Origin of the sequence: Paenibacillus sp. M2 (assembly GCF_046713495.1) — a bacterium.
Lineage (GTDB): Bacteria > Bacillota > Bacilli > Paenibacillales > Paenibacillaceae > Paenibacillus > Paenibacillus amylolyticus_B.
Map to the genome: position 1 here is coordinate 503755 of NZ_CP169648.1, position 23701 is coordinate 527455.

The following is a 23701-nucleotide window of genomic DNA, read 5'->3' on the forward strand; positions in this document are numbered from 1 at the left end:
ACTATGTTACGCAGAATTCCTTGTGGTGGATCACCCATTAAAGGAAAATAATAACTTAAAAGCCCGCACTATCAAGATAGGCGGGCTTTCTGCTGTTCTTCTCTCATCCACTGTGCAATCTGCCGTTTACGCTCCAGAAAAGCGGATTCCTCCGTAATTTCTTCTCGTCTTGGGCGATCAAAAGGAACATGTACCTCGTGCAACACTGTTGCAGGTCGGTTGGATAACACATAGACCCGATCTGCAAGCAGCAATGCTTCTTCGATATTATGGGTGATGAACAGCACCGAGCGGCGGTTCTGTTCCCAGATATCGAGCAGCCAGCGCTGCATGTCGCTACGTGTCAGTGCATCCAGCGCGCTGAAGGGTTCGTCCAGCAGCATCAGTTCCTGCGGACTGAGCAGGGCGCGCAGGAATGCAGCACGCTGCTGCATTCCGCCCGACAGCATATGAGGGTATGCCTGCTCGAACCCGGCAAGACCCACGCTGCTTAACCACTTACGAGCTTCTGCAAGTGCTTCGGTCCGAGGGGGAGCGCTTGAAGCTACTTCTCCAGCAAGCAGTACATTGTCTTCAATGGTCCGCCAAGGGAAAAGAGCAGGCTGTTGTGGCATATAACTGATCTTGCCACGTTGGCCCGTTACATCATGATCGTCCATGAACACTCGCCCTTCCTGTGGCTTCAGAAGACCGCCGATGATATGGAACAGGGTGCTTTTGCCACAGCCGGATGGCCCAACGATAGCAACAAACTCGCCTTGCTCCACAGTCAGGGATAGGCCGTTCAGAACCGGTAACCTGCTCCGCCGTTCACGGAATGATGCATGAACATCCACGACATCCAGTGCAGGTGGAACCGTAGCAGCAGTCGTATTTGTCGGTAGACCAGGATTAGCCGAGTGAAGTTTTTCACCGTGCTTTGGTTCCAATGCGCGGGCTCCCCGTTCAGGCTGGACGTGTTCGTCCTGTTGCCGATTCATATGGTCATCACTTCCTAATTACAGATTACTTGCTTTACTACCGCTTCTGTGGCCGCCAGCGCACGAGCAGCTTCTCCAGAAGGGCAATGAACAGGAAGAGCAGCAAGCTGAGCGCGACAATAATCATGATCGCCACGAATAGGCGGTCCGTACGATAAGCAGACTTTTGCAGCATCATATAATAACCAATACCCTTGTCTGCACCGATCCATTCGGCGATAATGGCACCCATCACGCTATAGGTAGCAGCGATTTTGACACCGGAGAACACGGCTGGCAGCGCATGGGGAAGCTCCAGCTTCCAGAAGATATGGTGACGTTTCGCACCAGCCATGCGCATATAGTTCATCATGGCCGCGTCAGTACGGGTCAAGCCGTCCATAGCCGCCACCGCAACGGGGAAAAAGCAGACTAATATGATGGTAATCAGCTTAGGCAACAAGCCGAACCCGAACCAGATTAACAGGAGCGGCGCGAGCGCGATGGTCGGGATATTTTGACTAAGAATAAGTAAAGGATACAGGGCTGACTTGAGAAAAGGAACTAAATGCAGCACCATTGCAATCAGTAATCCAACCGCTGTGCCGGCCGCGAATCCGATCAGGGTTAACTGAATGGTTGCGGAGGCATGCATGCCCAGTCGCTCGGCCTGGGTTGTTGCTTCGCGGGCGATATCGGACGGTGCGGGCAGCATCCATTTCTCGATATGGAACAGGGAGACAGCTCCCTGCCATATCGCTATAAAGAGAATAACCGCCACGAAGGGCGGCCATACACTTTTGAAATAGGCATTCATTAGCGGTACTTCTCCGTCAGGGTATCCATGCTGAAGCCAGTAGGGCTATGGGCGATTTTGATCTGGGAGATGATGCTTGGGCTGCCAGCCTCGACGAGTACTTCGTGCATTTTGCGGACAACCTCCAGCAGTTCCTCCAGTTCCCCCTCCATCGTGGTGTCGAGCGGGTTCACCTGATATTTCAGGCCAGATTGCTGAATAACTTCAATGGCGCGATCTACATAAGGATAAGGGTTCTCGCCATTTGGCGTTTTTGGAATAACCTGAATGCTAAGTAGTGTGCTTGCCATGTGAGATCACGGCTCCTTTCGTGATATATAAAATGAACTAATGACGGTTACACTTGCCACTTCGATGACAGAATAACCTTCCAATCGCTGTTATCCCCAGATTTTTTTGATTCCCTTTCTCTAAAGGGAAAATCCGGTGATAAAGGCGACCGCTTCGCTTTTTCACGTTATTTCTGTCCTCTCCGTCCTCGTGTAAATATTAAGTTCGTTTTATATGAGATATTTTATTGGGGTAAAAACGCGTTCGTATATGCTTTGCTCACGTCGACCTGTTCATCCAGCAGTTTTTTGCTAAACATCCAGTCGGTGTAGTTCTGCCACACTTCCTGTTTCTGTTCTCCCCAGCGCGGGGCGTCATCCGTGTACTTTGGACTCAGCCATTTCTGGCTTGCCAGTACCAGGTCTTTATCCAGATCCGGGACGGCCTTGATCAGAATATTCGCTGCGTCTTCGGGATGATCAATTGCGTATTGATATCCTTCTGAAGTGGCTTTCAGGAATGCTTTCACCAACTCAGGGTCGTTCTGAATCGTCTGCTCGTTCGTTACGAGAACAGGCGTGTAGTAATCCAGTGCATCTGAATAATCCTTCACATATAACATGTCGATCGGTTCTCCGCGCAGTTCAGCTTCAATCCCCGTCCAGGCGTAGAAAATCCACGCGAAATCAATGTCCCGTTTTACTGCGGTGAAAAAGTCAGCGTCACCCATGTTAATGTTTTTTACTTTGGATACATCGGCTCCGTCGCTTTCCATAATGGATTGCATCACGGCTTCTTCCACAGGCGAACCCCAACCGCCATAGGTTTTCCCTTCAAAATCTTTCGGTGATTTGATATTCCGATCCGCCGGAGCAGCGAACCCGGATGTATTATGCTGAATAACTGCTGCGATGGAGACGAGTGGAACACCTTGTGTACGGGCTTGAGTTACACTTTCCTGATAACTTACGCCAAAAGGCACTTCATTCGAGGCAACCATTGTATCTGCGCCACCGGCACCTGGTTGTACAATCTCTACATTCAAGCCCTCAGCCTTGTAAAAACCTTGACCCACAGCCGCATACAGGCCGGTATGATTCGTATTTGGTGTCCAGTCGAGCACCACTTTAATATCTTTCAGGGCGGCAGTGTCACCTTTGTTGCTGCTTTCCGTATTTGTGTTGCCGTTCTGACCAGCTGGGGCAGCTTCTTTACCGCCACATGCGGCCACGGTCACCAGTAGTACACATAAGAGCAACAGTCCCATTGTTTTACGCCATTTCATCTGTGATTCTCTCCTTCGGTATGTCCGGCCGATTGGCACGGGGTACTCCTTGGCTTCATATCCAATCATCTTGCATAAATCGACAGATTTATACCAGTTGGATCTGGATGACTTATTTTTGTTTCGATAAATAAAACAAAAAAAGCGTCCCGTAATCCGGGACGCGTGCAGGCGTTAGAGAGGTGGCGTTCAGCCAGAGGGCTGTGCCATTTCGATATACTCCGATTCCTACGCTGGCATGATCCAGATCAGGTCTAAGGGTTAGTATCTTGGTGGGATACACTCTCAGCCGGCCAATTCCGACTCCCCTGGGAAACTATGAAGTTACGGGCATTACTAGGTGTAATTATAGGCCAGCGGGTGGAACGTGTCCAGTCAGGAACTGGATGGGGACAGATATGAACTTATCAAACAGGCCTTTATACAGATGTATATCAGCCTGTTTAGATGTGTTATTTTCAATAATTATCGTTGCGAATCATATAAGGAAATCTGGCTGAGTGTAGAAGCACCGGATAGTGGGTCATAGCCTAAGTGCTGAAGATCTGGAGGGCTCCCAACAAATACTTAGATCAAATCCGATGTTTGATATCTCGTCGCATAAGGGCTGCTTTCCCTATTTCAGTGATCAGCTTTTGCTCGTTTGACCTTGAGCGGTGCAGCTTGAGTAATTTAAACAACATAATTTAGATACAAAAGGAGATAGTACTGCTATACAAATAAATACTTTTACATACAAATGGGGGAGTGCTGAATGATCCTTAAAACCATAATTGCAATTATTTTGTCCTATAGTGTCTACGTTTTTTTCACGGCTTACCTTTTATTTTTGGTTCCGTCTCCATCGACTATTGAAAATACGGATATGCAAAAAGCGTTAACAGAAGGAAGTACAACAGATCGCGTAATGCTCCTGGAGGACGGCTTTCAATCGGGTCAGGTGAGAATCCAGACCATTCGAGAGGCGAAAACAAGCATCGACCTGGCGTATTACTCCATCCAAAAAGGAAAAACATCTCAACTCTTTTTTGCTGCGTTATTCGATGCAGCTGATCGGGGTGTTCATGTTCGAATCATTTTAGACGGGATTTTTCACAGCATGCGCGGAGAGTTGCGTGATATTCCAGATGCCATTGCAGCTCACCCCAATGTGGAATTAAGATATTATGAACCACTTCACCTATTTATGCCATGGACATGGCATAACCGTATGCATGACAAGATCCTTCTTGTCGACAACACATATGGCATTATTGGCGGCCAAAATATTGGTGATAAATACATGGCATCGCAACCCCCAAAAGACTATGTATTCGATCGGGATGTCCTTGTTTACAATCCAAACGATAATACGAACAGCACGGTTGTTGAAATGAAACAATATATAGATCAGTTATGGAACCATCCATTCACCAAACCAGAAAAACATGCAAAACGTCAGCATCATGCAAAAGGATTAAAAGAGCTGGCTCAGCTGGCTGAGTTATATAAAAAGGCCCGCGCTCAGAGCGATCCTTTTGTTAAAGTGTTGCCGAAGGAATGGGCTCAAGGAACTCTTCATTCCGACCACGTCGCTTTCATTCACAATCCAATCCAAAGGCTGTATAAAGAACCGATCATGTGGAGAGCATTTGTTCATTTCGCCAATCAAGCAAAGTCGAAAGTGTACCTTCAGACGCCATATGCCATTCCCACCAAGAAAATGATGAAAGCAGTACATCTGTCGATGAATCCAGAAACAGAATGGGTCATGCTAACCAATTCAATCCAGCAGACCCCTAACCCTTTGGCTTTCGCGGGATACTTAAGCTCTAAAGAGCGGTTACTTGATACCAGTCTGGCTATTTATGAATACCAAGGCCCTTATTCCATACACGGCAAATCATTTGTCATGGATGATTACCTCAGCATGGTTGGTTCGTATAATCTTGATCCCAGATCTGCCTTCCTCAATACTGAATCTGCTGTGGTCATTTCCGGTTCTGCATTCGCCAACCAACTAACAGAGGCTATGGATATCAAACGTGCACATAGTACACTTGCGGTTAAAGGTGAGCATCCAGCAGAATCTACGAATCAGAAAGGCTCTGTTTTCAAACGAATAGCAATCACAGCGTTATCCAAACTGTCTTTTCTCTGGAAATTTATGTTGTAGATAAAAACTGCATTCTCTTGAGGTTGAATTTTTCTCCGCTTCATCGAAACTTGCGTTTCTCGCGTCAACCTGCAATTCATCACACGGGAAGAAAATCAGATTTGTTCACGGAATGTTCACTTATGTGGAGGGTTTACTCATCTCTATAATTACGAAGGTAAACAGAGAGGATGAGAGAATTGCCAACAAGCAAGAAGGAACAAATTATTTTCGGATTAATGATGTGTACAGGGATGGTCTTGGTCATGATGTTCTTCAATCTATGGCACAGTGGGCTACTCGGCAAGATGTCCCCGCTTGAAATACTGCTTCAATTCATATTATGTTTTGTCATCGCGTTTCTGGTGGAGTCATTCATTGTCGGGCCTGTAGCGAGAAAGATTGCTTTTTCCTTGCCCTTTGACAAGTCCAACAAGATTTTGGGTGTGCTTGCTATGTCATTTTTTATGGTGATTGGCATGGTTCTGATCATGTCCATGTATGGAATGATCTCGGCATATCTCGCTGATCAATTAAGTGGGTCATCCGTACTCCGTACGTATCTCCATACAATCGCTCGTAACTTCAGCCTGGCGCTTCCATATCAGTTGATCGTTCTGGGACCACTCGTGCGATATGTATTTGGTAAATGCATCAAGGTTAACGGGCCCGTAATGCCTGTCGTTAACAAAGGTGTGTGATTCGGTTTGCCATAAGTATTTCCTGGGCAATCTTGTGCGCAAATGAATAGATCGTATTCTCACCTTTAATGAAAGGTGATCAGAGAGGCAGAGATAGGGCACTCGCCACCATGGTTACAGGCTAACGAATCGAGAACATCTTATTCGGCCAGTTTCTAAGGGAATGAAGACCTAACGAATCTCAGCGGTGTTATTATGCAAAAAACCTCCAACGAGGCATTTAATTGAAGCTAATTATCTATAATAACGTCTCTAGGATTCGTTAGATTTCAAATATGCAGAAATGGAGGGGGATAGCGTGTGCTAGGTTCGTTAGAACAGAGTAACGCTAAAACAAAATGTCCACCGCCAAAGTCATGGAGGTGGACATCTCAATCCCTATAATTGGTAATTCTACTCTCAGGCTAAGGGCGGACCCATAACTGTTAAGTCGCTGTATCGACCACATGTTTGTTCTGCCATTGATACGTGATTACACTAATGACAAGCAGGCCAACCGCAAAGATGGCAAGCATCCATGCAGATTGATTAACCGCCAGATGATCAAGGCTCCATCCCGTGGTCAAAGGAAGAATGGCACCGCCAACCCCACCTGAGGCAATCAAAATGCTGGGAGTGGATTCTTCGGTTCCAGGCAGCAGTTTACTGGCGAAGACAAGAGCAATGGAGAATATCCCTGACATCGCAAGTCCAAGCAGCAAGATGATGAGAAATGCAGACCAGATTTGGTTTGTAAATGGAAATACCATTAACAAAAGGACAGATGCAAGACAGCTGTACAGAACATAGACGCGGTATTGGAATTTCTCTGCGATATACCCGGCGAAGAGTCGTCCCACGGACATGGCAATCCAGAAACAGGTGACACTAAGTGCTGCTCCGGCTTCCTTCATGTTCATTTTCTCAATCAGAATCGCTGGCATGAAATTCGCAAGGCTCATCTCGGTGCCAACATAAAGGAAGAAGAACAAGACAAATAGAACCAGAAGAGTCAGGTTGCGTCCGCGATAGGCTGAACCGGGTATACTTGCAGATGCGGGGTGTATCTCACCTAATGTTCCGGCAGTGTTCGTATGTACCGAAGCAGGATTTGACCCCCGTTGATCCAGAACCTTGTCCAGCTCTCCAAATGATCCTTTCGCCCAGAAAACAAAGGTCAGCGCTGCGCATATTGCAACAACGAGGAAGGACAGACGCCAGTATCCGGCAGCAATCAGTGCGCTGGCCATGAGCGGCATGACCATGGCCCCGATCCCGAATAATACTTCCAGTCGGCTCATGGCAACGGCGGTATTATCTTTGATTGCAGCGATGATAATGGTGCCAATGACAGCCTCAACCATTCCGAAACCAAAGCCGGCAGCGGGTGCGATGACGAACATCCAGCCCCATGGTGGCAGCAGCATGTAGGATAATTCTGCAATACAGAGCAACGCTGTGGCGATTAACAAGCCTCCCCTTTTACCGAAGCGTCGGTTCAGCCATGGAGATAACAATACACCGCCCAGGAATCCGGCAAATTGAGCAAAGATCAATGTCCCGCCCTGGCTATAATCTTTGCCGTAATGTTCAAGTGCAACGGGCAGAATGGAACCGAGCACAACGTGGGCAAGTCCAATCAGGAAGTAGGAGAGACACCCGATCCAAAGTAATTTTTTCATAAAGAACTCCTTCTACATATATACATAAATTGAGGATCACATTAAAGCGCAATCTTGAAGACAAAGTCTATCATAACAGGACATGTTAAGTTGTGCCATGAATTCTGATCGATACAAAAGGTTGCAATTTGGTCCGGCGTTCGTATATACTGAGACACAACAATTACAGATCGGACCATGCCGTTGAAGAGCATCCAACTCGGAGGCGTTTTCGCCAGGGGAGCGATATTTCCCCAAGTTAACCGGAACCGCCCGTTATCGCGGACCAAGAGGCTGGAAACAGGATATCCTGATTCAGCAAGTTGGGTGGCACCGCGAGCAGAGCGCTCCTCGTCCCAAGGGATGAGGGCGCTCTTTGTATTTTTACAGCCAAAGGAGACGGTGACCATGTTGGAAATGAAGTGGATTCGTGCACATGCTGATGAGGTTCAGGCAGCAGCAGACGGGAAAAAAATCAAGATTAACATTCGCACATTGCTGAAGCTGGACGAGGAACGCAGAGCACTTTTACAGGAATCGGAAGAAGGGCGTAGATTACGCAATACGTTATCCGCAGACATTGGCGGACTCATGCAAGCCGGTAATCGGGAAGAGGCCGATGGTTTGCGGGCGCAGGTGAAACAGATCAATGAACAGTTGGAACAGGTGGAAGCGAAGCTCGCCCCTGTACAGGAGGAAGTAACCAGGCTGCAGTGGCTGGTACCCAATATCGTATCCCCGGATACCCCGAAAGGCACGTCGGATGCGGATAATGTGGAGCTGCGACGTGTGGGAGAGGTGCCAACGTTCGAGTATAACAACAAAGATCACGTGGAACTTGGGGAGTTGCATGATCTGATCGATATTCCCCGTGGCGTTAAGATTGGTGGTACGCGAAGCTATGTATTAAAAGGCGCTGGCCTGTTATTGCATCGGGCAGTACAGCAACTTGCGCTGGATCTGCTGCTGAAGCACGGGTTTACACCGATGGAGGTACCGCTGATGGTCAGGGAGGACGCACTGGTGAACACTGGATTCTTCCCAACTGGTCGAGATCAGGTCTATGAACTCGAAGGGGAGAACAAGTGGCTGGTGGGGACTTCTGAAGTGCCGCTGGTCTCGTATTATGCGGATGAGATAGTCGATGTGAAGGAGCCGGTGAAGCTGGCCGCGGTATCGACGTGTTTCCGTAGTGAGGTTGGCTCCGGCGGACGTGATGTACGCGGATTGTACCGTGTGCATCAGTTTGCCAAAGTCGAGCAGGTCATTCTCTGTGCCCCTGATGCGGAAGAATCGGAGCGTATGTTGCAAGAGATTACGGGACACGCTGAGGAATTGCTGCAATTACTGGAACTGCCGTATCGTGTTGTCGCTGTATGTACCGGAGATATGTCGCAGAAAACGTACAAACAGTATGATATCGAGACTTGGATGCCAAGCCGCGATGCATATGGAGAAACGCATTCGTCGTCGAATCTGCATGATTTTCAGGCTCGCCGTTCGAACATTCGTTGCCTGGATGCCGAAGGCAAGTTGGCCTATTGTCACACGCTGAATAATACGGCTGTGGCATCGCCGCGTATCCTGATTCCTTTGCTTGAGAATCATCAGCAGGAGGATGGAAGCATTCGGATTCCGGTAGCCCTGCGGCCCTATATGGGCGGCGCGGAGAGCTTGATTTTACCAGAGCAGGATGAAGTGAAGTAGAGAGGTTATATAACGCTTTAGGCAGTAGAAGAGGGGATGTTCCATACGTCTTGTAAAATGACGGTGGACATCCCCTTTTTTATGATAACGCTATTTAATTAACCAATCCCCTAATACTTTGTGCCAAATTTACTAATCTGGTTAGTTCTCGGACCTAAGGTATAGCTTACTTTTTTGTTCACAAATTTCTTCGTTTATGTAAGTAAATAAAATTATTTTTTAAATGTTAACGCAGCTTCCATTCACGCTCGTTAATGATTTCAATTTGTCCAGATTCAAGGGCTTTTTTGAAACGATTGCGGGCTGCAGTATTACGCGACCTTCCCATATTATACAATGAAATTCATGAATTGTTCCAAGACTCTCACTTATGTTATTCAACTTTATGCAATTCGTATCCGATATAATATAATAGAAGTAAAATATTGGATTATGGGAGATGGAGATAGAAATGAGTAGAATCAAATTGGCGCTTCGAGGCACACTTGCTCTAATTATGGCATTAACCGTACTGGTCCCTTCGTTGGCCTTGGCGGCTACTGGTGACGTGAAATCGATTGAAATAACCAATAACAGCCCGCAGAAGATGAGTGTTTCCGAAACAGCTGCGCTTCAGGTGATGGCAACGGTAGAAGGTTTTGATAACAAGCAGGATGTTACCGAAGGTGTAACTTGGTCCACCAGTAATGCAGCAGTCGCGACGATGGTGAAAGGCAAAGTCAAGGCTGTTGCCGCGGGCGAAGCAACGATTTTTGCAGAGGTAGATGGGGCAAAAGCCCAGTTGGTTGTCCAAGTGCAGGAGAAGATCAAAAGCATCAAAGCTTCACCGAAATCCTACAGTTTTGTTAAAGGCAGTGAAAGCACCCTTCCGAAAGTAAGCATCACCCGTGCGAATGGTAAGGAAGAGGATGTGACGTCTGAGATTGTGTGGTCCGTATCCACTTCTTCGGCTGTGCTGGAAAACGGTAAAATCAAAGGGGTTACACCCGGCAGAGTATTGCTGCAAGGCAAATATGGAACAACGATCGTGAAAGTCCCTGTTGCTGTGACGGATGAGATTACTAAAGTTGAGGTCACTCCTGCCACAATGCAGCTGAACATCAAGAAGTCCAAAGCGTTGAAGGTTATCGGCACCTACGCGAATGGCAAAACGATCAACCTATCGAAACAAATCGTATGGACTTCTTCCAATACAAATGTAGCTGTCGTGAAAAATGGAACCGTTAAGACGCTGACCGAGGGACAAGCAACCTTGACAGGAACTTATCAAAATCAGACAATAAAGGCAGAGGTTACCGTTGTACCTTTGCTCAAAAAGCTGATTACAGGCCAGAAAAAACTGGTTTTGTCCCCACAGGGAAGCACAACACTGAGTGTGATGGCACAGTATGATACGGGCAAGACCACTGTTGTGACCAACAGTGCGGTGTGGAGCAGCACAAAGCCGGGCGTAGCGACAGTAACAAATGGCAAGATCGTGGCTGTAGGCAAAGGTAAAACGTCTATCACGGCCAAGTGGGGCAATAAAAAAGTGACGATCCCTGTTACGGTAAAATAAATCTTCATATTAATGAAGCGCTTTGCATAAATCAAAACATAAATTCAGTACATCATCACGTTAAATATCATCAATGTGATTAAGGGTATCAGACAATCAGGGGCGTAGACATACGCTCCTTTTTTGGATATATAGAAATATGTATCTGGGATGACCTCTGCTAGAACAACAATATAACAGGATTGGATGGGATGAATTATGAAAGCTTCGATTATAAGCTCAGATTCTAATTCTAGTGATCTGGCTTACCTGAAATATCTTCTTTTATCCCTAAGTTCCATACTAACATTTCAACGGAATACTACGATTGAGTGCATGAAGCAACGCACCTATGAAAAATACAGAGAAGGTTATCATTTAAATTGTCATGGTCAAGAGGAGGGAGCATGTTAATGACAGATCCCTTGCAACCGGAAAACTGGCCTGCCTGGGCGACAGAGGCGGTAGAGATTGCTCCGGCCAACCCCAATTGGGATGCGCAGGCTCAGGAAGAAATCGGACAACTTAAACACCTTCTACAGCAGTTTAATATCCATCAATTCGAACATATCGGAAGCACGTCCATTCCAGGGTTACCCGCCAAGCCCATTATTGATCTGATGGCAGAGGTACAATCATGGGACGACATGGATCTGATTGTGGATCAGCTGAATCCGTTGGGCTGGAACTACGTTCCGCCTGAACTGGATGGGCGGGAGTACAGACGATTCTGGGTCAGGGTTAAGGATGGCAAGAGAGCTGTACACCTTCATCTGATGCGCCCGGGAGAAGAACGCTGGGATCGTCAAATTCGGTTTCGGGATGTGCTGAGAAAACGCCCAGATCTGGTGGAAGCTTACGCCGTCCTGAAGACGAAGCTTGCTGATGAGAACAAGGAAGATAGGGAATCGTATACCGCTGCCAAAACGCAATTTATTTTACAAGTGCTTGATGAAGGCGTGTGATGGATTGAAAAGCGTACTTATCAGAGAAAGGCTGATCTATTTCTTCGCAGTCATGATGACCATGGCGGCAGGAATCGCATCCAGACACTTTGGTAAACGATTGCCGGATTGGGTGCATGAACATTTCGGAGATGCGTGTTGGGCGGGCATGATTTATTTCGGAGTACGCATGGTGTGGCCTCATCTCAGCTTGGTATGGGCGATGTGTTTGAGCTGTGTATTCAGCTGGATGATTGAGTTCTCGCAGTTGATCCAGACGCCTTGGCTGATTGAGATACGCTCTACCGTATTAGGTGCACTTATTTTGGGACATGGATTTCTAGTGATCGATCTGATTCGATATACGGTCGGTATTCTGTGCATGGTTGTGATAGATCGTTATTTCCTGAGAAATAAGATGGCTGGATCATGAACTCAATTGAATCATGGAGGTGTGCTGAATGAATGTAGAAAAACTTTTTGCCGAATTGCCCGAATTCGAAACACAGCGGTTAAAACTGAGGCGGCTTACAATGGATGATCTTGATGAATATTATGCATTTGCCTCTGATCCGCGAGTGAGTCAGCAAAGCTTATGGAACTGCCATGAGACGGTGGAGGATTCAATTCAATATATTCAGCGGGTACTGGATAATTATGAACGGAAAACGGTACATATCTGGGCTTTTATTTTGAAGGAAACAGGGACCTTGATCGGGAGGGGTGGCATTTTTGATCTCAACGAACCCATGCAGAGTGCTGAACTAGGGTACGCGATAGCCAGCAGTCAATGGGGCAAAGGTCTCGCAGCAGAAGCGATGCAGCCCATTGTGAATTATTGCTTTCGGGAACTGGACTGCAATCGAATGGAAGGGAAATGTAATGCAGGCAACATAGGCTCTGCACGCGTAATGGAGAAGCTGGGTATGTCGTACGAAGGTTTACTACGCAAACAGTTGAAGATCAAAGGTGTATTTACGGATCAAAAATTGTACTCCCGTATCCGGGATGATCTATAATACTTCCAATGACACATAGGGTACATCGCAGAAATTGAAGGAGGCGGAACCATGATCTATAGTATTATTTCCCGTTCGTTGTGGGAGCAAGTGTCAAAGGGGACTGAGTATGCACCAGATAGCCTGGAGACAGACGGATTCATTCATTGTTCCACCAAGGAACAGATCCCATGGGTAGCCGGGCAATATTATTCAGGCCGCACGGATCTGTTATTACTTAGTATTGATGAGAAGGCGTTGAAGCCGGAACTGGTGTATGAGGATCTCTACGAATTGAATGAACTATATCCACATATCTATGGAGAGCTCAATCTGGATGCGGTTCGCAAAGTCATTCCATTTGAACCGAATGCAGACGGCACATTTTCATTTCCTGAATAAAATAACATGTGACGCTTCTGTTTGAACATGATCAGGGGACAACATACTTTTTCGAAGGGTGGTTAACGGATGGATATGAATCAGGTTTTTCTAGAGACAGCGGAGAAACAATTCCTGTATTACAAGCAGCTCGGGGAAAAAGCCATGGCACAACTGGAGTCCGAGCAATTGTTTCAATCCTGGAATGAAGACGCGAACAGCATTGCGGTAATCGTAAAACATCTATGGGGCAATATGCTGTCCCGTTGGACGGATGTACTGACAACAGATGGTGAGAAACCGTGGCGTGAGCGAGATGCTGAATTTGTGAATGATCTTACATCCCGGGAAGAGTTGCTTGCTAAATGGGAAGAAGGCTGGAATTGTCTACTCGAAGCCATTCGTTCGTTTAACCCGGAACAATTGTCTCATATCATATACATTCGCAATGAAGGACACACCGTCATGGAGGCAATTATCCGGCAATTGGCGCATTATCCGTATCATGTCGGACAGATTGTATTTGCCGCGAAAATGCTTAAAGAAACAGCTTGGGACAGTCTCTCCATTCCGAGAAACGGGTCTTCTCAATATAATGGGGGCAAATTTGCCAAGCCGAAGGCACGCAAACATTTTACAGAAGATGAACTTCATATCGAAAAAGGTGAGGAACAACAATGACTCAAATTGCATTGATTCGCCATGGAAGCACAGCGTGGAATAAGGAAAAACGTTCGCAGGGCCAGACGGATAATCCGCTGGATCAGGATGGCAGGGAACAGGCCGTTTTACTTGCTGCGAGACTGGCCGAAGAATCCTGGGATGCCATCTATGCAAGTGACTTGGAACGTGCAAGTGAGACGGCTCGCATCATTGGTGATCGCTTGGGTATTCAGGAGATTCATCTGGACCCTAGACTTCGCGAGATGGGTGGGGGACAGGTCGAAGGAACGACGGAAGAGGAACGGTTAGCCAAGTGGGGAGCGGATTGGAGTACTCTGGATCTGGGACGTGAGCTTGCAGATGCAGGGACTGTTCGAGGCAGTGCGGTGCTTGAAGATATTGTACAGCAGCACCCCGATGGAAGAGTGATTGTTGTCAGTCACGGGGCCGTCCTGCGGAATACACTGCGAGGTCTGGTGCCTGAACTGGATATCAGCGTGAAACTGTCCAACACATCCATTACCCGGATCGCCAAGAATGAGGATGCGTGGCAATGCGAACTGTACAATTGCAGCGTGCATTTGGATTCGTCCAGGGAGTCTTAATAGATGGATGCTCTGACGTTAAAACAAAAATTACAGCATATTCAGTCGTCTAATCATTCCATTGATCACGAGGAACAGCCTTACGCATTGGCACTGCATATGATGAAGCATATTGGTAGTACTGACCCTGTCCTGCGGGATGAATTGATCTATGTTACGTTTGCAACCTGGATTGGACAGGGTGTATTTTCGGAAGATCAGCTAAGGCATGTGTTGCAGTTGGCGCTAGACGATCAGCACCTGTTCTATGGGATTGGAGAGCAGGGAACGGATAGTGTGTTTACGCGGACATTCTCCGTATTGTTACTGCCTCCCATTCTGAATGTGGATCGTCAGCGACCTTTCTTGGACAAAGAGGATATCGCAGGGATTCACCATCGGTTGACTACATATCTGGTATGTGAAAAGGATGTTCGCGGCTACGTCGACGATAAGGGTTGGGCGCATGCCCCGGCACACGCGGCGGACGCAGTTGAAGATCTGGTCCAGTCGCCCTATCTGGAGCAGGCGGATCTGTTGGAACTTCTGCATGCACTCACTGTGAAAATAACCGAATCAAGTGTAGTTTACATCCATGATGAGGATCAGCGAATAGTGCATGCCGTAATGACCATTCTTCGTCGCAATCTGTTGGAACAAAAGGATATTACGGTATGGATCGATACCCTTCATCAAGGAGATCAGGCGGTGAACAGATCACTTCTGGAAACCAGTCATAGGAACCTGAATGTGCGTCTGTTTTTGCAGACACTGTATCTTGCGATACGGACAGAAGAAGACGAGCCGTTTCCGGCGGTTCGTTCACTGGTACTACAGGCACTGGAGAGAGATCAATAACGATACGCTAAACGTGTGGATAAAGGGGGAGATGGCGCATGACCGGATTGACGTATGCATGGACGGAAGAGATTTTATCTCCGCTGGGTGAGACAGCAGTTATCATCCATTGCGGGGATCAATTGTCTGACGCGGTGCAGCGCAGAGTGATGTCTGTATGTGCTTTGCTGGAAAAGAGCACTCTGTCAGCCATGATCGAATGGGTGCCTTCATATACGTCCGTTACAGTATTTTATGATCCGTTCATCTCCCCGTACCCCGAGTTATGCCGCATTCTGCTTCAGCAGTTGATTCAAATGAAGGAATCCGTCCAAGACAAACCCAGAACGGTCACGATTCCCGTATGTTATGGTGGCGAGTGGGGGCCTGATCTGGACTACGTTGCCAGTGAACATGGACTGACCGCAGAGGACGTTATTGCGATTCATACATCCGGGGATTATCTCGTACATATGATAGGATTCGCACCGGGTTTTCCGTATCTCGGCGGGTTGTCTGAACAGATTGCTACGCCCAGACGGGCAACGCCAAGGCTTCGGGTTGAGGCTGGCACAGTAGGTATTGGTGGCAAACAGACGGGAATTTATCCACTAGACACACCCGGAGGATGGCAATGTATTGGACGAACGCCACTCCGGTTGTTTCGGCCGGAAGAGAACGTACCGAGTTTGCTGGCAGCAGGTGATCGGGTTCGATTTGAACAGATTACGATGCAGGACTATCTGGCGTTGAAGCGGAAGGAGGGCGAACGATGAGTATCGAAGTGATTCGCCCTGGTCTGTTATCTACCGTTCAGGATGAAGGCAGAACCGGGTATCGCCGATATGGTATTCATCCTGGCGGGGTCATGGACACCTTTGCAGCCAGAGCAGCCAATATGCTTGTGGGCAACTCCCGACATGCGGCAGTGCTGGAGATGACGATGACGGGGCCGGAGCTTCGATTTCAGGAGAGCCAGCTAGTCTCATTATGTGGAGCCGATCTGACGGCAACAGTGGATCATCTGCCTGTACCTTTGTGGCGTCCTGTGCTGGTGCGGGCTGGAAGTGTACTGAAGTTTGGTCAATGTCGTCATGGTTTGCGTGGATATCTGGCGATTGCGGGTGGAATAACTGTGCCTGAAGTGATGGGCAGTCGAAGTACAGACCTCAAGACAGGTCTTGGCGGTATGGATGGGCGAGCCTTGCGCATAGGGGATCTATTATCCAATGGTGAACTTTCTGTCGAAGCGCGAGTATGGATGCAGCGTATGGAGCAGCAGGTAAAGGAGAGTGAGCGGGACCACCGAATATTGGCGCCTGCGTGGCTTTTATCTGAACGTGAAAGACCTGACTATTATGGGCAACCTGTTATTCGTGTGATGGAGAGTAAAGATAGTTCGCTGTTCAGCGAGGCAAGTCTGGGACAATTTTATGCGGAAAAATACGTGATCTCTCCGCAATCCGATCGGATGGGCTATCGCTTGCAAGGCTCCAGACTGGAGCTGAATCAACCGCTGGATCGGCTGTCTGAAGCCGTTACCTATGGCACGGTGCAGGTGCCACCTGATGGTCAACCCATCATCTTAATGGCAGATCATCAGACGATTGGAGGTTATCCTGTCATTGCACAGGTAGCTCGGGTGGATATGCCAATCCTGGCTCAGGCTAGGCCAGGAACCCAAATTTCTTTTAAAAAGATTACGCATGATCAAGCCGGACAGTTGTATATGGAACAGGAAAACAATATGCAACTCATAGATAAGCTGATACGCAGAAGAATTGCAGAAATGGGGGGAGCTTCATGAATACCTCGAAAACCTTGGATATCAATTGTGATCTGGGCGAAAGTTATGGTATATATCGCACTCTATCCGATGAGGCCATTCTACCCTTGATTACATCAGCCAATATTGCCTGCGGGTTTCATGCAGGAGACCCGGCTACAATGCGGCTGACGGTGGAGAGGGCATTGGAGCATCAGGTTGCGATTGGAGCCCACCCCGGGTTGCCGGATTTGCAAGGGTTTGGCAGAAGACGTATGGACATTACGCCACGGGAAGCATATGACATGGTGGTGTATCAGATCGGTGCATTGGATGCATTTGTCCGTGCAAGTGGGGGGCACATGCATCACGTGAAACCGCATGGAGCTTTATACAATATGGCCGCAGAAGATGCGAAGCTTGCTGAAGCCATTGTGGAGGCGATCTATCAAGTACAGCCTGATCTGTATCTGTATGGTCTGGCGGGCAGTGAGCTGATTCAAGCTGCGGATCGCATTGGTCTGCGCAGTGTAAGTGAAGTATTTGCGGATCGAACCTATGGGTCGGATGGGAAGCTAACCCCTCGTAGCCAAGCTGGAGCCCTCATTGAAGAATCGGGACAAGCCATTGCTCAAGTGCTTCAGATGGTGAAAGACGGCGTGGTTGTATCCACGGATGATACGCTGGTTCCCATTAAGGCAGAGACGGTCTGTATCCACGGTGACGGAGCGAACGCTCTCGCATTTGCTCAAGAGATTCGTCGTGTGTTGGAATCGGAAGGCATTAAGTTATCCCCGCATACCAAGGGATGATACGCCTGTTCAGTAGAACAACAGTGTTATCAGGTTGAATGGATTGAACTTTGGAATTTTGGAATGACAAGGAGTGAATGAACAGGATGAAACCCATACGCAACTCGGCGAAAGCTGTCATTGTGCAGGATGGACGATTGCTGGTCATCCGGTTGGAAGACCAATATGGTACCGCTTATGTGTTCCCAGGTGGAGGACAGGAGAAAGGTGAAGAACTCAAGGATGCGGTCGCCCGCGAATGTCTGGAGGAGATTGGTCAGGCTGTGAACGTGGGAGAGCTGTTACATATCCGGGAGTATATCGGTAAAAATCATGAATTCGCCGAGTGGGATGCAGACATCCACCAGGTTGAATTTTATTTTGCATGCAGCCTGATAGATCCGGAGGCAACCGTTTTTGAAGGCTCCAATCCAGACGACCACCAAGTCGCCGTGGAATGGATTGCGCTGGAAGAGCTGTCTCAGGTTCGTTTATATCCAAAAACTATAGGTGAGCTGCTGCTTAAATCGGATTCTTCATCAATATATCTTGGAGATTTAAATTAGATCACCCATGAAGAAATTTTGCGCTAACCCCTTTATGTAAACACTTTTATAAAGCGATTTGCCGATTTTGTCACGTTTGCGTGTAGGTTCAAGGGATTCACCATAGGTGAGGTGGGTACACTATAAGTACAGGCTTATTACAGAGCAGCATTAAGCTGGCTCTAGTGATAAGCGATTAATGAACTGTCATTAAACAAAAGAGAGAGTAACAACTACACTTCTCTTTGTACTTTTATTAATCAACCTTAATTGGGAGAACGGTAGACGTAGTGGAGGGGACGGAATCGATTCTGAGGAAGCGAAGCGTTCGCATGTATCTTGAATTTTTATTCATATATCCTTTGGAATTAAGCATTCACACGATAACGGAGAGGACAGAAGAAACCTGAAAAAGCGAAGCGCTCGCCTTTATCAACGGATTTTTCCCTTTGAGAGAAGGGAATCAGAAAATCTGGGGATAACAGCGATTGGAAGGTTGTTCTGTCATCGTAGTGCCAGTGTGAATAGTCTTTAATCCAATGTGTATGAGAACAATATCAAGATTGTTGGGTGATAACAGCGATCCAAAGAACGATCCGAACCCGGAACGGCCGTCTACAAGAGTTCTCCTAATAATCCCCCAAACCGAAAGGAGCACTTCCCATGAACCAGACTGAATTGGAACAAAACATTGTAAAAGCATTGGAAAACAACCCTTTTTGCAGCTTCTCCACTGTGGAGAATGGTAAACCAAAATCCCGCTATATGGCGCTTTTCAACGATGGACTGAACATTCATCTGGCAACGAACCGCCGTACACATAAAGTAGAGGAACTGGAGAATAATCCGAATGTTAGCCTGCTACTGGGTTACGAGGCTGGTGGTTCCAAGGAAGTCGTTGAGATCGAAGGAACCTGTGAAGTGACCAAGAACGAAGGCTTGCGTGAGCAAGTGTGGAACGACGAACTGAAGGCGTGGTTCGATGGACCTAATGATCCAAACTATGTCATTCTGGACATCACCCCGACTCGTATTGAATATACAGGGAAAGATCATGAACATCATGTGTGGGAACAATAATCCAAATATGAACATAACCTCTGCAAAGTAGCGTCCTTATGCGAAAATATGCGCAGAGTTTAATCCAACCGTGAAAGCCATGAAGGTTTCACGGTTTTTGGTATGGATGAATAAAGCTGAATTGGTTATACATGTAAGACACATGTAATATACGTATTTTAAAGATAATAAGTACGATATACCTACTAAAATGTTGAAAAAAATGTCGAAATCACGCATGATAATGTAAACTTGCCTAGGTATGTGCGGTTAATGTAAAAAATAATGCTTTTCAATGGCTGAACATTGCGTTATGATTTGGAATGTAAACGACAAGCACAGACATAAATAGATGTTCATGTGAGATAAACTTACCTGAAATTCCGATGCATGTCATCAGAGCGTCAGTACGCACAACCCATGAAATCTATCTTTTTTCTGCGCTCTTCGTTTGCCCATTAATGCATGATTCAATGTACATAACCGGGAGGGGTTATTTTGAAAACGAGTAAAAAAGTATTATCAAGCCTGACTGCCGCTTTGGTTGCATTAAACGTGCTTGCGGTGTTTCCGGTACCTGTATCGGCTGCGGATGCTGCCAAAGTTAAACTGCGGATCATGGAGACAACAGACATTCATGACAATCTGATTAACTACGATTATTATTCCGACAAAGAGACAGATCAGTATGGACTTGCCAAAACAGCTACACTGATCAAAAAAGCGCGTGATGAAGCCAAGAACAGCTTGCTGTTCGACAATGGTGATCTGATTCAGGGTAACCCGCTGGGAGACTATGTTGCGAAGATTGATCCACTGAAAAAGGGTGAGACTCACCCTGTATATAAAGCGATGAATCTGCTCGATTATGATGCAGGTAACATCGGTAACCATGAGTTCAACTATGGTCTGGACTTCCTGGACATGACGCTGGAGGGAGCGAACTTCCCTTACATTAATGCCAATGTTTATGTAGACGATGGTGATGATGATGAGACAAATGACAAGAATTACTTCACACCGTATGAGATTTTGGATAAAAAAGTAACGGATGAGACTGGCAAAGAACATACGATCAAAGTGGGTGTGATCGGATTTGTACCGCCACAAGTCATGCAGTGGGACAGCGCTAACCTTGAAGGCAAAGTCATCGCCAAGGATATTATTGCTACCGCTAAAAAATTCATTCCAAAAATGAAGGCCGAAGGTGCCGACATTATTGTAGCCATTCCTCACTCCGGATTTGAGGATATCCCTCAAACGGATCTGATGGAGAACTCCGTACTGTACCTGAGTCAGGTAGAAGGCATTAATGCCATTCTGTTTGGACATGCTCACAAAGTATTCCCAAGTGCTGATTTTGCCGGCAAAAAAGGGGTAGACCTTGAGAAAGGCACAATCAATGGCGTTCCTGCTGTTGAGCCAGGGTTCTGGGGTGATCACCTGGGGATTATTGATCTGGATCTGGAGCTGGTTGATGGCAAATGGAAAGTGGTGGATTCCAAAACGGAAGCACGCCCAATCTATGACACTGCGAACAAAAAGCCACTGGTAGATGCGGATAAAGACATCATTGATGCGGTTCATGAAGAGCATGAAGGTACATTGGAGTATGTTCGTGGTCCAGTTGGCGAAACGACAGCACCGATCAACAGCTTCTTCGCTCTGGTTCAGGATGATCCATCCATTCAGATCGTAACGAATGCACAGAAATGGTATGTCGAAAAACATATGCAAGGTACGGAGTATGAGAAAATTCCTGTATTGTCCGCAGGTGCACCATTCAAAGCCGGTGGACGTTCAGGCGCTTCGTATTACACGAATATTCCTAAAGGCACCATTGCGATCAAAAACGTTGCTGACCTGTACGTGTATCCAAATACGGTACATGCTGTAATGGTTAACGGCGCAGAACTGAAAGAATGGCTGGAATGGTCTGCAGGCCAGTTCAACCAGATTGACCCGGTCAAAGGTGGACAACAACAACTGATCAACAACGACTTCCCAACGTATAACTTCGATGTTATCGATGGTGTAACGTATCAGATCGATGTGACACAACCAGCCAAGTATGACGGCAAAGCAACCGTTGTAAATGCATCGGCAAGCCGGATCAAGGATCTGAGTTTTAACGGTAAACCGATTGACCCAGCGCAAAAATTCATCGTAGCGACGAATAACTACCGTGCTTCTTCATCCAAGCTGGCTAACCCGGACGGTAAACGTATCGTTCTGGCTGCACCGGATGAGAACCGTCAAGTGATCATCGATTACATCCGTGAAAATAAAACGATTAATCCGGCAGCGGACGGCAACTGGTCCCTGGCACCAATCAAACCATCTGCTGGTGTAACTGCAGCAGCACTTAACGACCTTGAAGTGGTATTCGCATCTTCCCCGGATGCCAAAAATCTGGTAGAAGCGAACCCGGCGATGTCTTTCATTGGTACAAATGATGATGGTTTTGCTGAATACGGCATGAAATTGACTGGAGAAGCAACAACAACTCCGAAACCAGGTTCGGAGCCTGCTCCTACGCCTACAAAGCCAACTAAACCTACGGAGCCGACTACTCCAACCAAACCAACGACCAAGCCACAGCCTGAGAAACCAGCGGGCGGCAAAGTGGTATATGTGGTGAAAAAAGGGGACAACCTGTACCGCATCGGTATGAAATATGGTGTGGACTGGCGCAAGCTGGCAACAGCTAACAAAATCTCGAATGTTCATAACCTGAAAGTTGGACAGAAAATCGTGATTCCCGCTTCTTAAAGTGTAATAAGCTGAGGAGGAGACCGACAGTCATCAGACTGTCGGTCTTTTTTCTGCAAATTTGAATATATTTGTTCCAAGAACCGTCATACAGGAAGTCATCAAAACAGTAGAGATTAATTTTAAGACCCATGATATAATATTTACAAACTTTGGGTATATACAAGTGAACATTAATGGACATGGAATCTAAATTGGCAAGGGGGGTCCTACATGAATTGCAGTGGCTGCAGTCCAATCTATGCTATAGAGGGCCAAGGTACCTTGTACTTGCGTCCCATTTCCCCCGCTTTGCTGGAAGCGCTACAAACGCCGGGAAGACTTATTGAGACGTCGGATGACATGATGTGGATGGATTTTTCGAATCTGGAGACGGTTCAGAGCTTAATAGAAGAGATCGGCGAAATTGATCCGACATTACGTGATTCCCTAACCGTTCAGATTCTGCCTATTTACGAACAGGCTAATGAAGAAAGCTGGATTAGTCTAACCATGCAGGAGTCCCGTTTCAAACATGCGGAGCTTGTTTCCATTATTCTGGAGCATCAATTCAGCAGTCATATGCAACCCATCGTTGATGCATCGGAGCAGATTATCGGATATGAGTTTTTGCTTCGTCCTGCCGAGAATGGAAAATCCTTCAGTTCCTATGAATTATTTGAAGTTGCGCGTGAGACAGGACTACATTCTTTTCTGGATCGATTGGCGCGTATTACTGCTATTGAGACCAGTGCCCTTTTTCTGCCGCATGGTGTCAAACGCTTCGTAAATTTCCTGCCTTCCTCCATATACAATCCTGAATATTGTCTGACACATACGTTTGAAGCGATTGAACGCCTTTCGCTGGACCCTAAAGATTTTGTGTTTGAAGTCGTGGAAACAGAGCAGATTCAGCATATGCCCATCTTGCAGCAAATATTTGAGGTATATCGTTCCCGTGGAATGTCGGTTGCACTGGATGATGTAGGTGCCGGATATTCGACAATAGAGTTGATGAATCGGTTAGAACCGGATTTTGTCAAAATAGATCGAAGTCTTATTGACCGTTGTGATCAGGATTCGACCAAACAACAGCAAATTCTTCACATTGTTGAGATGTCGAGTCGATTTGGAGGGCAAGTCCTTGCCGAGGGGATCGAACGGATGGAAGAGTTTGAATTCTGTCGTTCCATAGGTATTGAGCTTGCACAGGGCTATTATTTTGGTAAACCCTCGGCACAACCCCCAGGCGGTCCGTACTCTAATACTTCATCTAATTCATGGAATAATTAGTAACCTGTACCTTGTACAAGTCGCTTCTGATCAGAGGTGG

Annotated in this window: 23 protein-coding genes and 1 riboswitch; of the genes, 18 read left to right on the forward strand and 5 right to left on the reverse strand. The window is 46.9% G+C overall.

Annotation, left to right across the window (positions count from 1 at the left end; all coding sequences use genetic code 11):
* Nucleotides 1-71 precede the first annotated feature (71 nt).
* The 4 genes from ACETMN_RS02430 to ACETMN_RS02445 all read right to left on the reverse strand — a co-directional run bounded on the left by ACETMN_RS02430 (nucleotide 72) and on the right by ACETMN_RS02445 (nucleotide 3331).
* Nucleotides 72-980: an ABC transporter ATP-binding protein gene (locus tag ACETMN_RS02430; protein WP_179198592.1), complete on the reverse strand. Its 909-nt coding sequence runs from the start codon at nucleotides 978-980 to the stop codon at nucleotides 72-74.
* Nucleotides 981-1017: 37 nt separating this feature from the next.
* On the reverse strand, nucleotides 1018-1776 hold the full coding sequence (locus ACETMN_RS02435; RefSeq protein ID WP_411735711.1) for an ABC transporter permease: 759 nt from the start codon (nucleotides 1774-1776) through the stop codon (nucleotides 1018-1020).
* Complete coding sequence (locus ACETMN_RS02440; protein WP_411735712.1) at nucleotides 1776-2066, reverse strand: MTH1187 family thiamine-binding protein; 291 nt, start codon at nucleotides 2064-2066, stop codon at nucleotides 1776-1778. Before ACETMN_RS02440 ends, ACETMN_RS02435 begins: the two co-directional genes overlap by 1 nt.
* Before the next feature lie 224 nt (nucleotides 2067-2290).
* Nucleotides 2291-3331, reverse strand: a complete 1041-nt coding sequence (locus ACETMN_RS02445; protein WP_411735713.1) for an ABC transporter substrate-binding protein — start codon at nucleotides 3329-3331, stop codon at nucleotides 2291-2293.
* 207 nt (nucleotides 3332-3538) lie between these two features.
* Nucleotides 3539-3651: riboswitch (TPP riboswitch) on the reverse strand.
* Between the two features lie 434 nt (nucleotides 3652-4085).
* Here ACETMN_RS02445 and ACETMN_RS02450 point away from each other — a divergent pair.
* Together ACETMN_RS02450 and ACETMN_RS02455 are read left to right on the forward strand one after the other, a co-directional pair.
* Entirely contained in the window at nucleotides 4086-5486 is a 1401-nt protein-coding gene (locus tag ACETMN_RS02450; protein ID WP_411735714.1) for a phospholipase D-like domain-containing protein, read from the forward strand.
* A 170-nt stretch (nucleotides 5487-5656) separates the two neighbouring features.
* A complete protein-coding gene (locus ACETMN_RS02455; RefSeq protein WP_411735715.1) occupies nucleotides 5657-6166 on the forward strand; it encodes a hypothetical protein in 510 nt (169 codons plus the stop codon).
* Between the two features lie 425 nt (nucleotides 6167-6591).
* On the opposite strand, the gene ACETMN_RS02460 is transcribed toward ACETMN_RS02455, so the two are convergent.
* A complete protein-coding gene (locus ACETMN_RS02460; RefSeq protein WP_192135580.1) occupies nucleotides 6592-7827 on the reverse strand; it encodes an MFS transporter in 1236 nt (411 codons plus the stop codon).
* 387 nt (nucleotides 7828-8214) lie between these two features.
* Here ACETMN_RS02460 and serS point away from each other — a divergent pair, with 387 nt between their 5' ends.
* The 16 genes from serS (at nucleotide 8215) to ACETMN_RS02540 (ending at nucleotide 23661) form a co-directional block, all read left to right on the forward strand.
* Nucleotides 8215-9513: a serine--tRNA ligase gene (gene serS / locus ACETMN_RS02465; protein WP_192135578.1), complete on the forward strand. Its 1299-nt coding sequence runs from the start codon at nucleotides 8215-8217 to the stop codon at nucleotides 9511-9513.
* A 451-nt stretch (nucleotides 9514-9964) separates the two neighbouring features.
* The gene (locus ACETMN_RS02470; protein ID WP_091018446.1) at nucleotides 9965-11071 is read left to right on the forward strand and encodes an Ig-like domain-containing protein; all 1107 of its coding nucleotides are present in this window, start codon (nucleotides 9965-9967) and stop codon (nucleotides 11069-11071) included.
* A 392-nt stretch (nucleotides 11072-11463) separates the two neighbouring features.
* Complete coding sequence (locus ACETMN_RS02475) at nucleotides 11464-12015, forward strand: GrpB family protein (protein ID WP_411735716.1); 552 nt, start codon at nucleotides 11464-11466, stop codon at nucleotides 12013-12015.
* Between the two features lie 4 nt (nucleotides 12016-12019).
* Nucleotides 12020-12427 carry a DUF2809 domain-containing protein gene (locus ACETMN_RS02480; protein WP_105601520.1) on the forward strand — a complete coding sequence of 136 codons (408 nt, stop codon included), beginning with the start codon at nucleotides 12020-12022 and terminating at the stop codon, nucleotides 12425-12427.
* 28 nt (nucleotides 12428-12455) lie between these two features.
* On the forward strand, nucleotides 12456-13013 hold the full coding sequence (locus tag ACETMN_RS02485) for a GNAT family N-acetyltransferase (protein WP_411735717.1): 558 nt from the start codon (nucleotides 12456-12458) through the stop codon (nucleotides 13011-13013).
* A 51-nt stretch (nucleotides 13014-13064) separates the two neighbouring features.
* On the forward strand, nucleotides 13065-13394 hold the full coding sequence (locus tag ACETMN_RS02490; RefSeq protein ID WP_091018450.1) for a DUF952 domain-containing protein: 330 nt from the start codon (nucleotides 13065-13067) through the stop codon (nucleotides 13392-13394).
* A 69-nt stretch (nucleotides 13395-13463) separates the two neighbouring features.
* Nucleotides 13464-14054, forward strand: coding sequence for a DUF1572 family protein (locus tag ACETMN_RS02495; protein WP_091018452.1), 591 nt, complete (start codon nucleotides 13464-13466; stop codon nucleotides 14052-14054).
* Nucleotides 14051-14641 carry a histidine phosphatase family protein gene (locus ACETMN_RS02500; protein WP_091018455.1) on the forward strand — a complete coding sequence of 197 codons (591 nt, stop codon included), beginning with the start codon at nucleotides 14051-14053 and terminating at the stop codon, nucleotides 14639-14641. The genes ACETMN_RS02495 and ACETMN_RS02500 overlap by 4 nt, the downstream gene beginning before the upstream one ends.
* Nucleotides 14642-14644: 3 nt before the next feature.
* The gene (locus tag ACETMN_RS02505) at nucleotides 14645-15478 is read left to right on the forward strand and encodes a DUF2785 domain-containing protein (protein WP_091018457.1); all 834 of its coding nucleotides are present in this window, start codon (nucleotides 14645-14647) and stop codon (nucleotides 15476-15478) included.
* Nucleotides 15479-15516: 38 nt separating this feature from the next.
* Nucleotides 15517-16233 (forward strand): 5-oxoprolinase subunit PxpB, encoded by a 717-nt coding sequence (pxpB, locus tag ACETMN_RS02510; protein ID WP_411735718.1) that lies wholly within the window; start codon nucleotides 15517-15519, stop codon nucleotides 16231-16233.
* The gene (locus tag ACETMN_RS02515) at nucleotides 16230-17264 is read left to right on the forward strand and encodes a biotin-dependent carboxyltransferase family protein (RefSeq protein WP_411735719.1); all 1035 of its coding nucleotides are present in this window, start codon (nucleotides 16230-16232) and stop codon (nucleotides 17262-17264) included. The genes pxpB and ACETMN_RS02515 overlap by 4 nt, the downstream gene beginning before the upstream one ends.
* A complete protein-coding gene (locus tag ACETMN_RS02520; protein WP_210110005.1) occupies nucleotides 17261-18034 on the forward strand; it encodes a 5-oxoprolinase subunit PxpA in 774 nt (257 codons plus the stop codon). The genes ACETMN_RS02515 and ACETMN_RS02520 overlap by 4 nt, the downstream gene beginning before the upstream one ends.
* 86 nt (nucleotides 18035-18120) lie before the next feature.
* Complete coding sequence (locus ACETMN_RS02525) at nucleotides 18121-18579, forward strand: NUDIX domain-containing protein (protein WP_091018465.1); 459 nt, start codon at nucleotides 18121-18123, stop codon at nucleotides 18577-18579.
* A 642-nt stretch (nucleotides 18580-19221) separates the two neighbouring features.
* The gene (locus ACETMN_RS02530; RefSeq protein WP_074093246.1) at nucleotides 19222-19638 is read left to right on the forward strand and encodes a pyridoxamine 5'-phosphate oxidase family protein; all 417 of its coding nucleotides are present in this window, start codon (nucleotides 19222-19224) and stop codon (nucleotides 19636-19638) included.
* A gap of 477 nt (nucleotides 19639-20115) precedes the next feature.
* Nucleotides 20116-22389 (forward strand): bifunctional 2',3'-cyclic-nucleotide 2'-phosphodiesterase/3'-nucleotidase, encoded by a 2274-nt coding sequence (locus ACETMN_RS02535; RefSeq protein WP_411735720.1) that lies wholly within the window; start codon nucleotides 20116-20118, stop codon nucleotides 22387-22389.
* Between the two features lie 213 nt (nucleotides 22390-22602).
* A complete protein-coding gene (locus ACETMN_RS02540) occupies nucleotides 22603-23661 on the forward strand; it encodes an EAL domain-containing protein (protein ID WP_091018469.1) in 1059 nt (352 codons plus the stop codon).
* Nucleotides 23662-23701: the final 40 nt, after the last annotated feature.

Coding starts and splice junctions, on each gene's coding strand:
- ACETMN_RS02475 (WP_411735716.1), top strand. CDS start 11,464: ATGACAGATCCCTTGCAACCGGAAAACTGGCCTGCCTGGGCGACAGAG.
- ACETMN_RS02525 (WP_091018465.1), top strand. CDS start 18,121: ATGAAACCCATACGCAACTCGGCGAAAGCTGTCATTGTGCAGGATGGA.
- pxpB (WP_411735718.1), top strand. CDS start 15,517: ATGACCGGATTGACGTATGCATGGACGGAAGAGATTTTATCTCCGCTG.
- ACETMN_RS02505 (WP_091018457.1), top strand. CDS start 14,645: ATGGATGCTCTGACGTTAAAACAAAAATTACAGCATATTCAGTCGTCT.
- ACETMN_RS02515 (WP_411735719.1), top strand. CDS start 16,230: ATGAGTATCGAAGTGATTCGCCCTGGTCTGTTATCTACCGTTCAGGAT.
- ACETMN_RS02455 (WP_411735715.1), top strand. CDS start 5,657: ATGAGAGAATTGCCAACAAGCAAGAAGGAACAAATTATTTTCGGATTA.
- ACETMN_RS02440 (WP_411735712.1), bottom strand. CDS start 2,066: ATGGCAAGCACACTACTTAGCATTCAGGTTATTCCAAAAACGCCAAAT.
- ACETMN_RS02470 (WP_091018446.1), top strand. CDS start 9,965: ATGAGTAGAATCAAATTGGCGCTTCGAGGCACACTTGCTCTAATTATG.
- ACETMN_RS02530 (WP_074093246.1), top strand. CDS start 19,222: ATGAACCAGACTGAATTGGAACAAAACATTGTAAAAGCATTGGAAAAC.
- ACETMN_RS02540 (WP_091018469.1), top strand. CDS start 22,603: ATGAATTGCAGTGGCTGCAGTCCAATCTATGCTATAGAGGGCCAAGGT.
- ACETMN_RS02490 (WP_091018450.1), top strand. CDS start 13,065: ATGATCTATAGTATTATTTCCCGTTCGTTGTGGGAGCAAGTGTCAAAG.
- ACETMN_RS02500 (WP_091018455.1), top strand. CDS start 14,051: ATGACTCAAATTGCATTGATTCGCCATGGAAGCACAGCGTGGAATAAG.
- ACETMN_RS02435 (WP_411735711.1), bottom strand. CDS start 1,776: ATGAATGCCTATTTCAAAAGTGTATGGCCGCCCTTCGTGGCGGTTATT.
- ACETMN_RS02520 (WP_210110005.1), top strand. CDS start 17,261: ATGAATACCTCGAAAACCTTGGATATCAATTGTGATCTGGGCGAAAGT.
- ACETMN_RS02460 (WP_192135580.1), bottom strand. CDS start 7,827: ATGAAAAAATTACTTTGGATCGGGTGTCTCTCCTACTTCCTGATTGGA.
- serS (WP_192135578.1), top strand. CDS start 8,215: ATGTTGGAAATGAAGTGGATTCGTGCACATGCTGATGAGGTTCAGGCA.
- ACETMN_RS02445 (WP_411735713.1), bottom strand. CDS start 3,331: ATGAAATGGCGTAAAACAATGGGACTGTTGCTCTTATGTGTACTACTG.
- ACETMN_RS02485 (WP_411735717.1), top strand. CDS start 12,456: ATGAATGTAGAAAAACTTTTTGCCGAATTGCCCGAATTCGAAACACAG.
- ACETMN_RS02450 (WP_411735714.1), top strand. CDS start 4,086: ATGATCCTTAAAACCATAATTGCAATTATTTTGTCCTATAGTGTCTAC.
- ACETMN_RS02430 (WP_179198592.1), bottom strand. CDS start 980: ATGAATCGGCAACAGGACGAACACGTCCAGCCTGAACGGGGAGCCCGC.
- ACETMN_RS02495 (WP_091018452.1), top strand. CDS start 13,464: ATGGATATGAATCAGGTTTTTCTAGAGACAGCGGAGAAACAATTCCTG.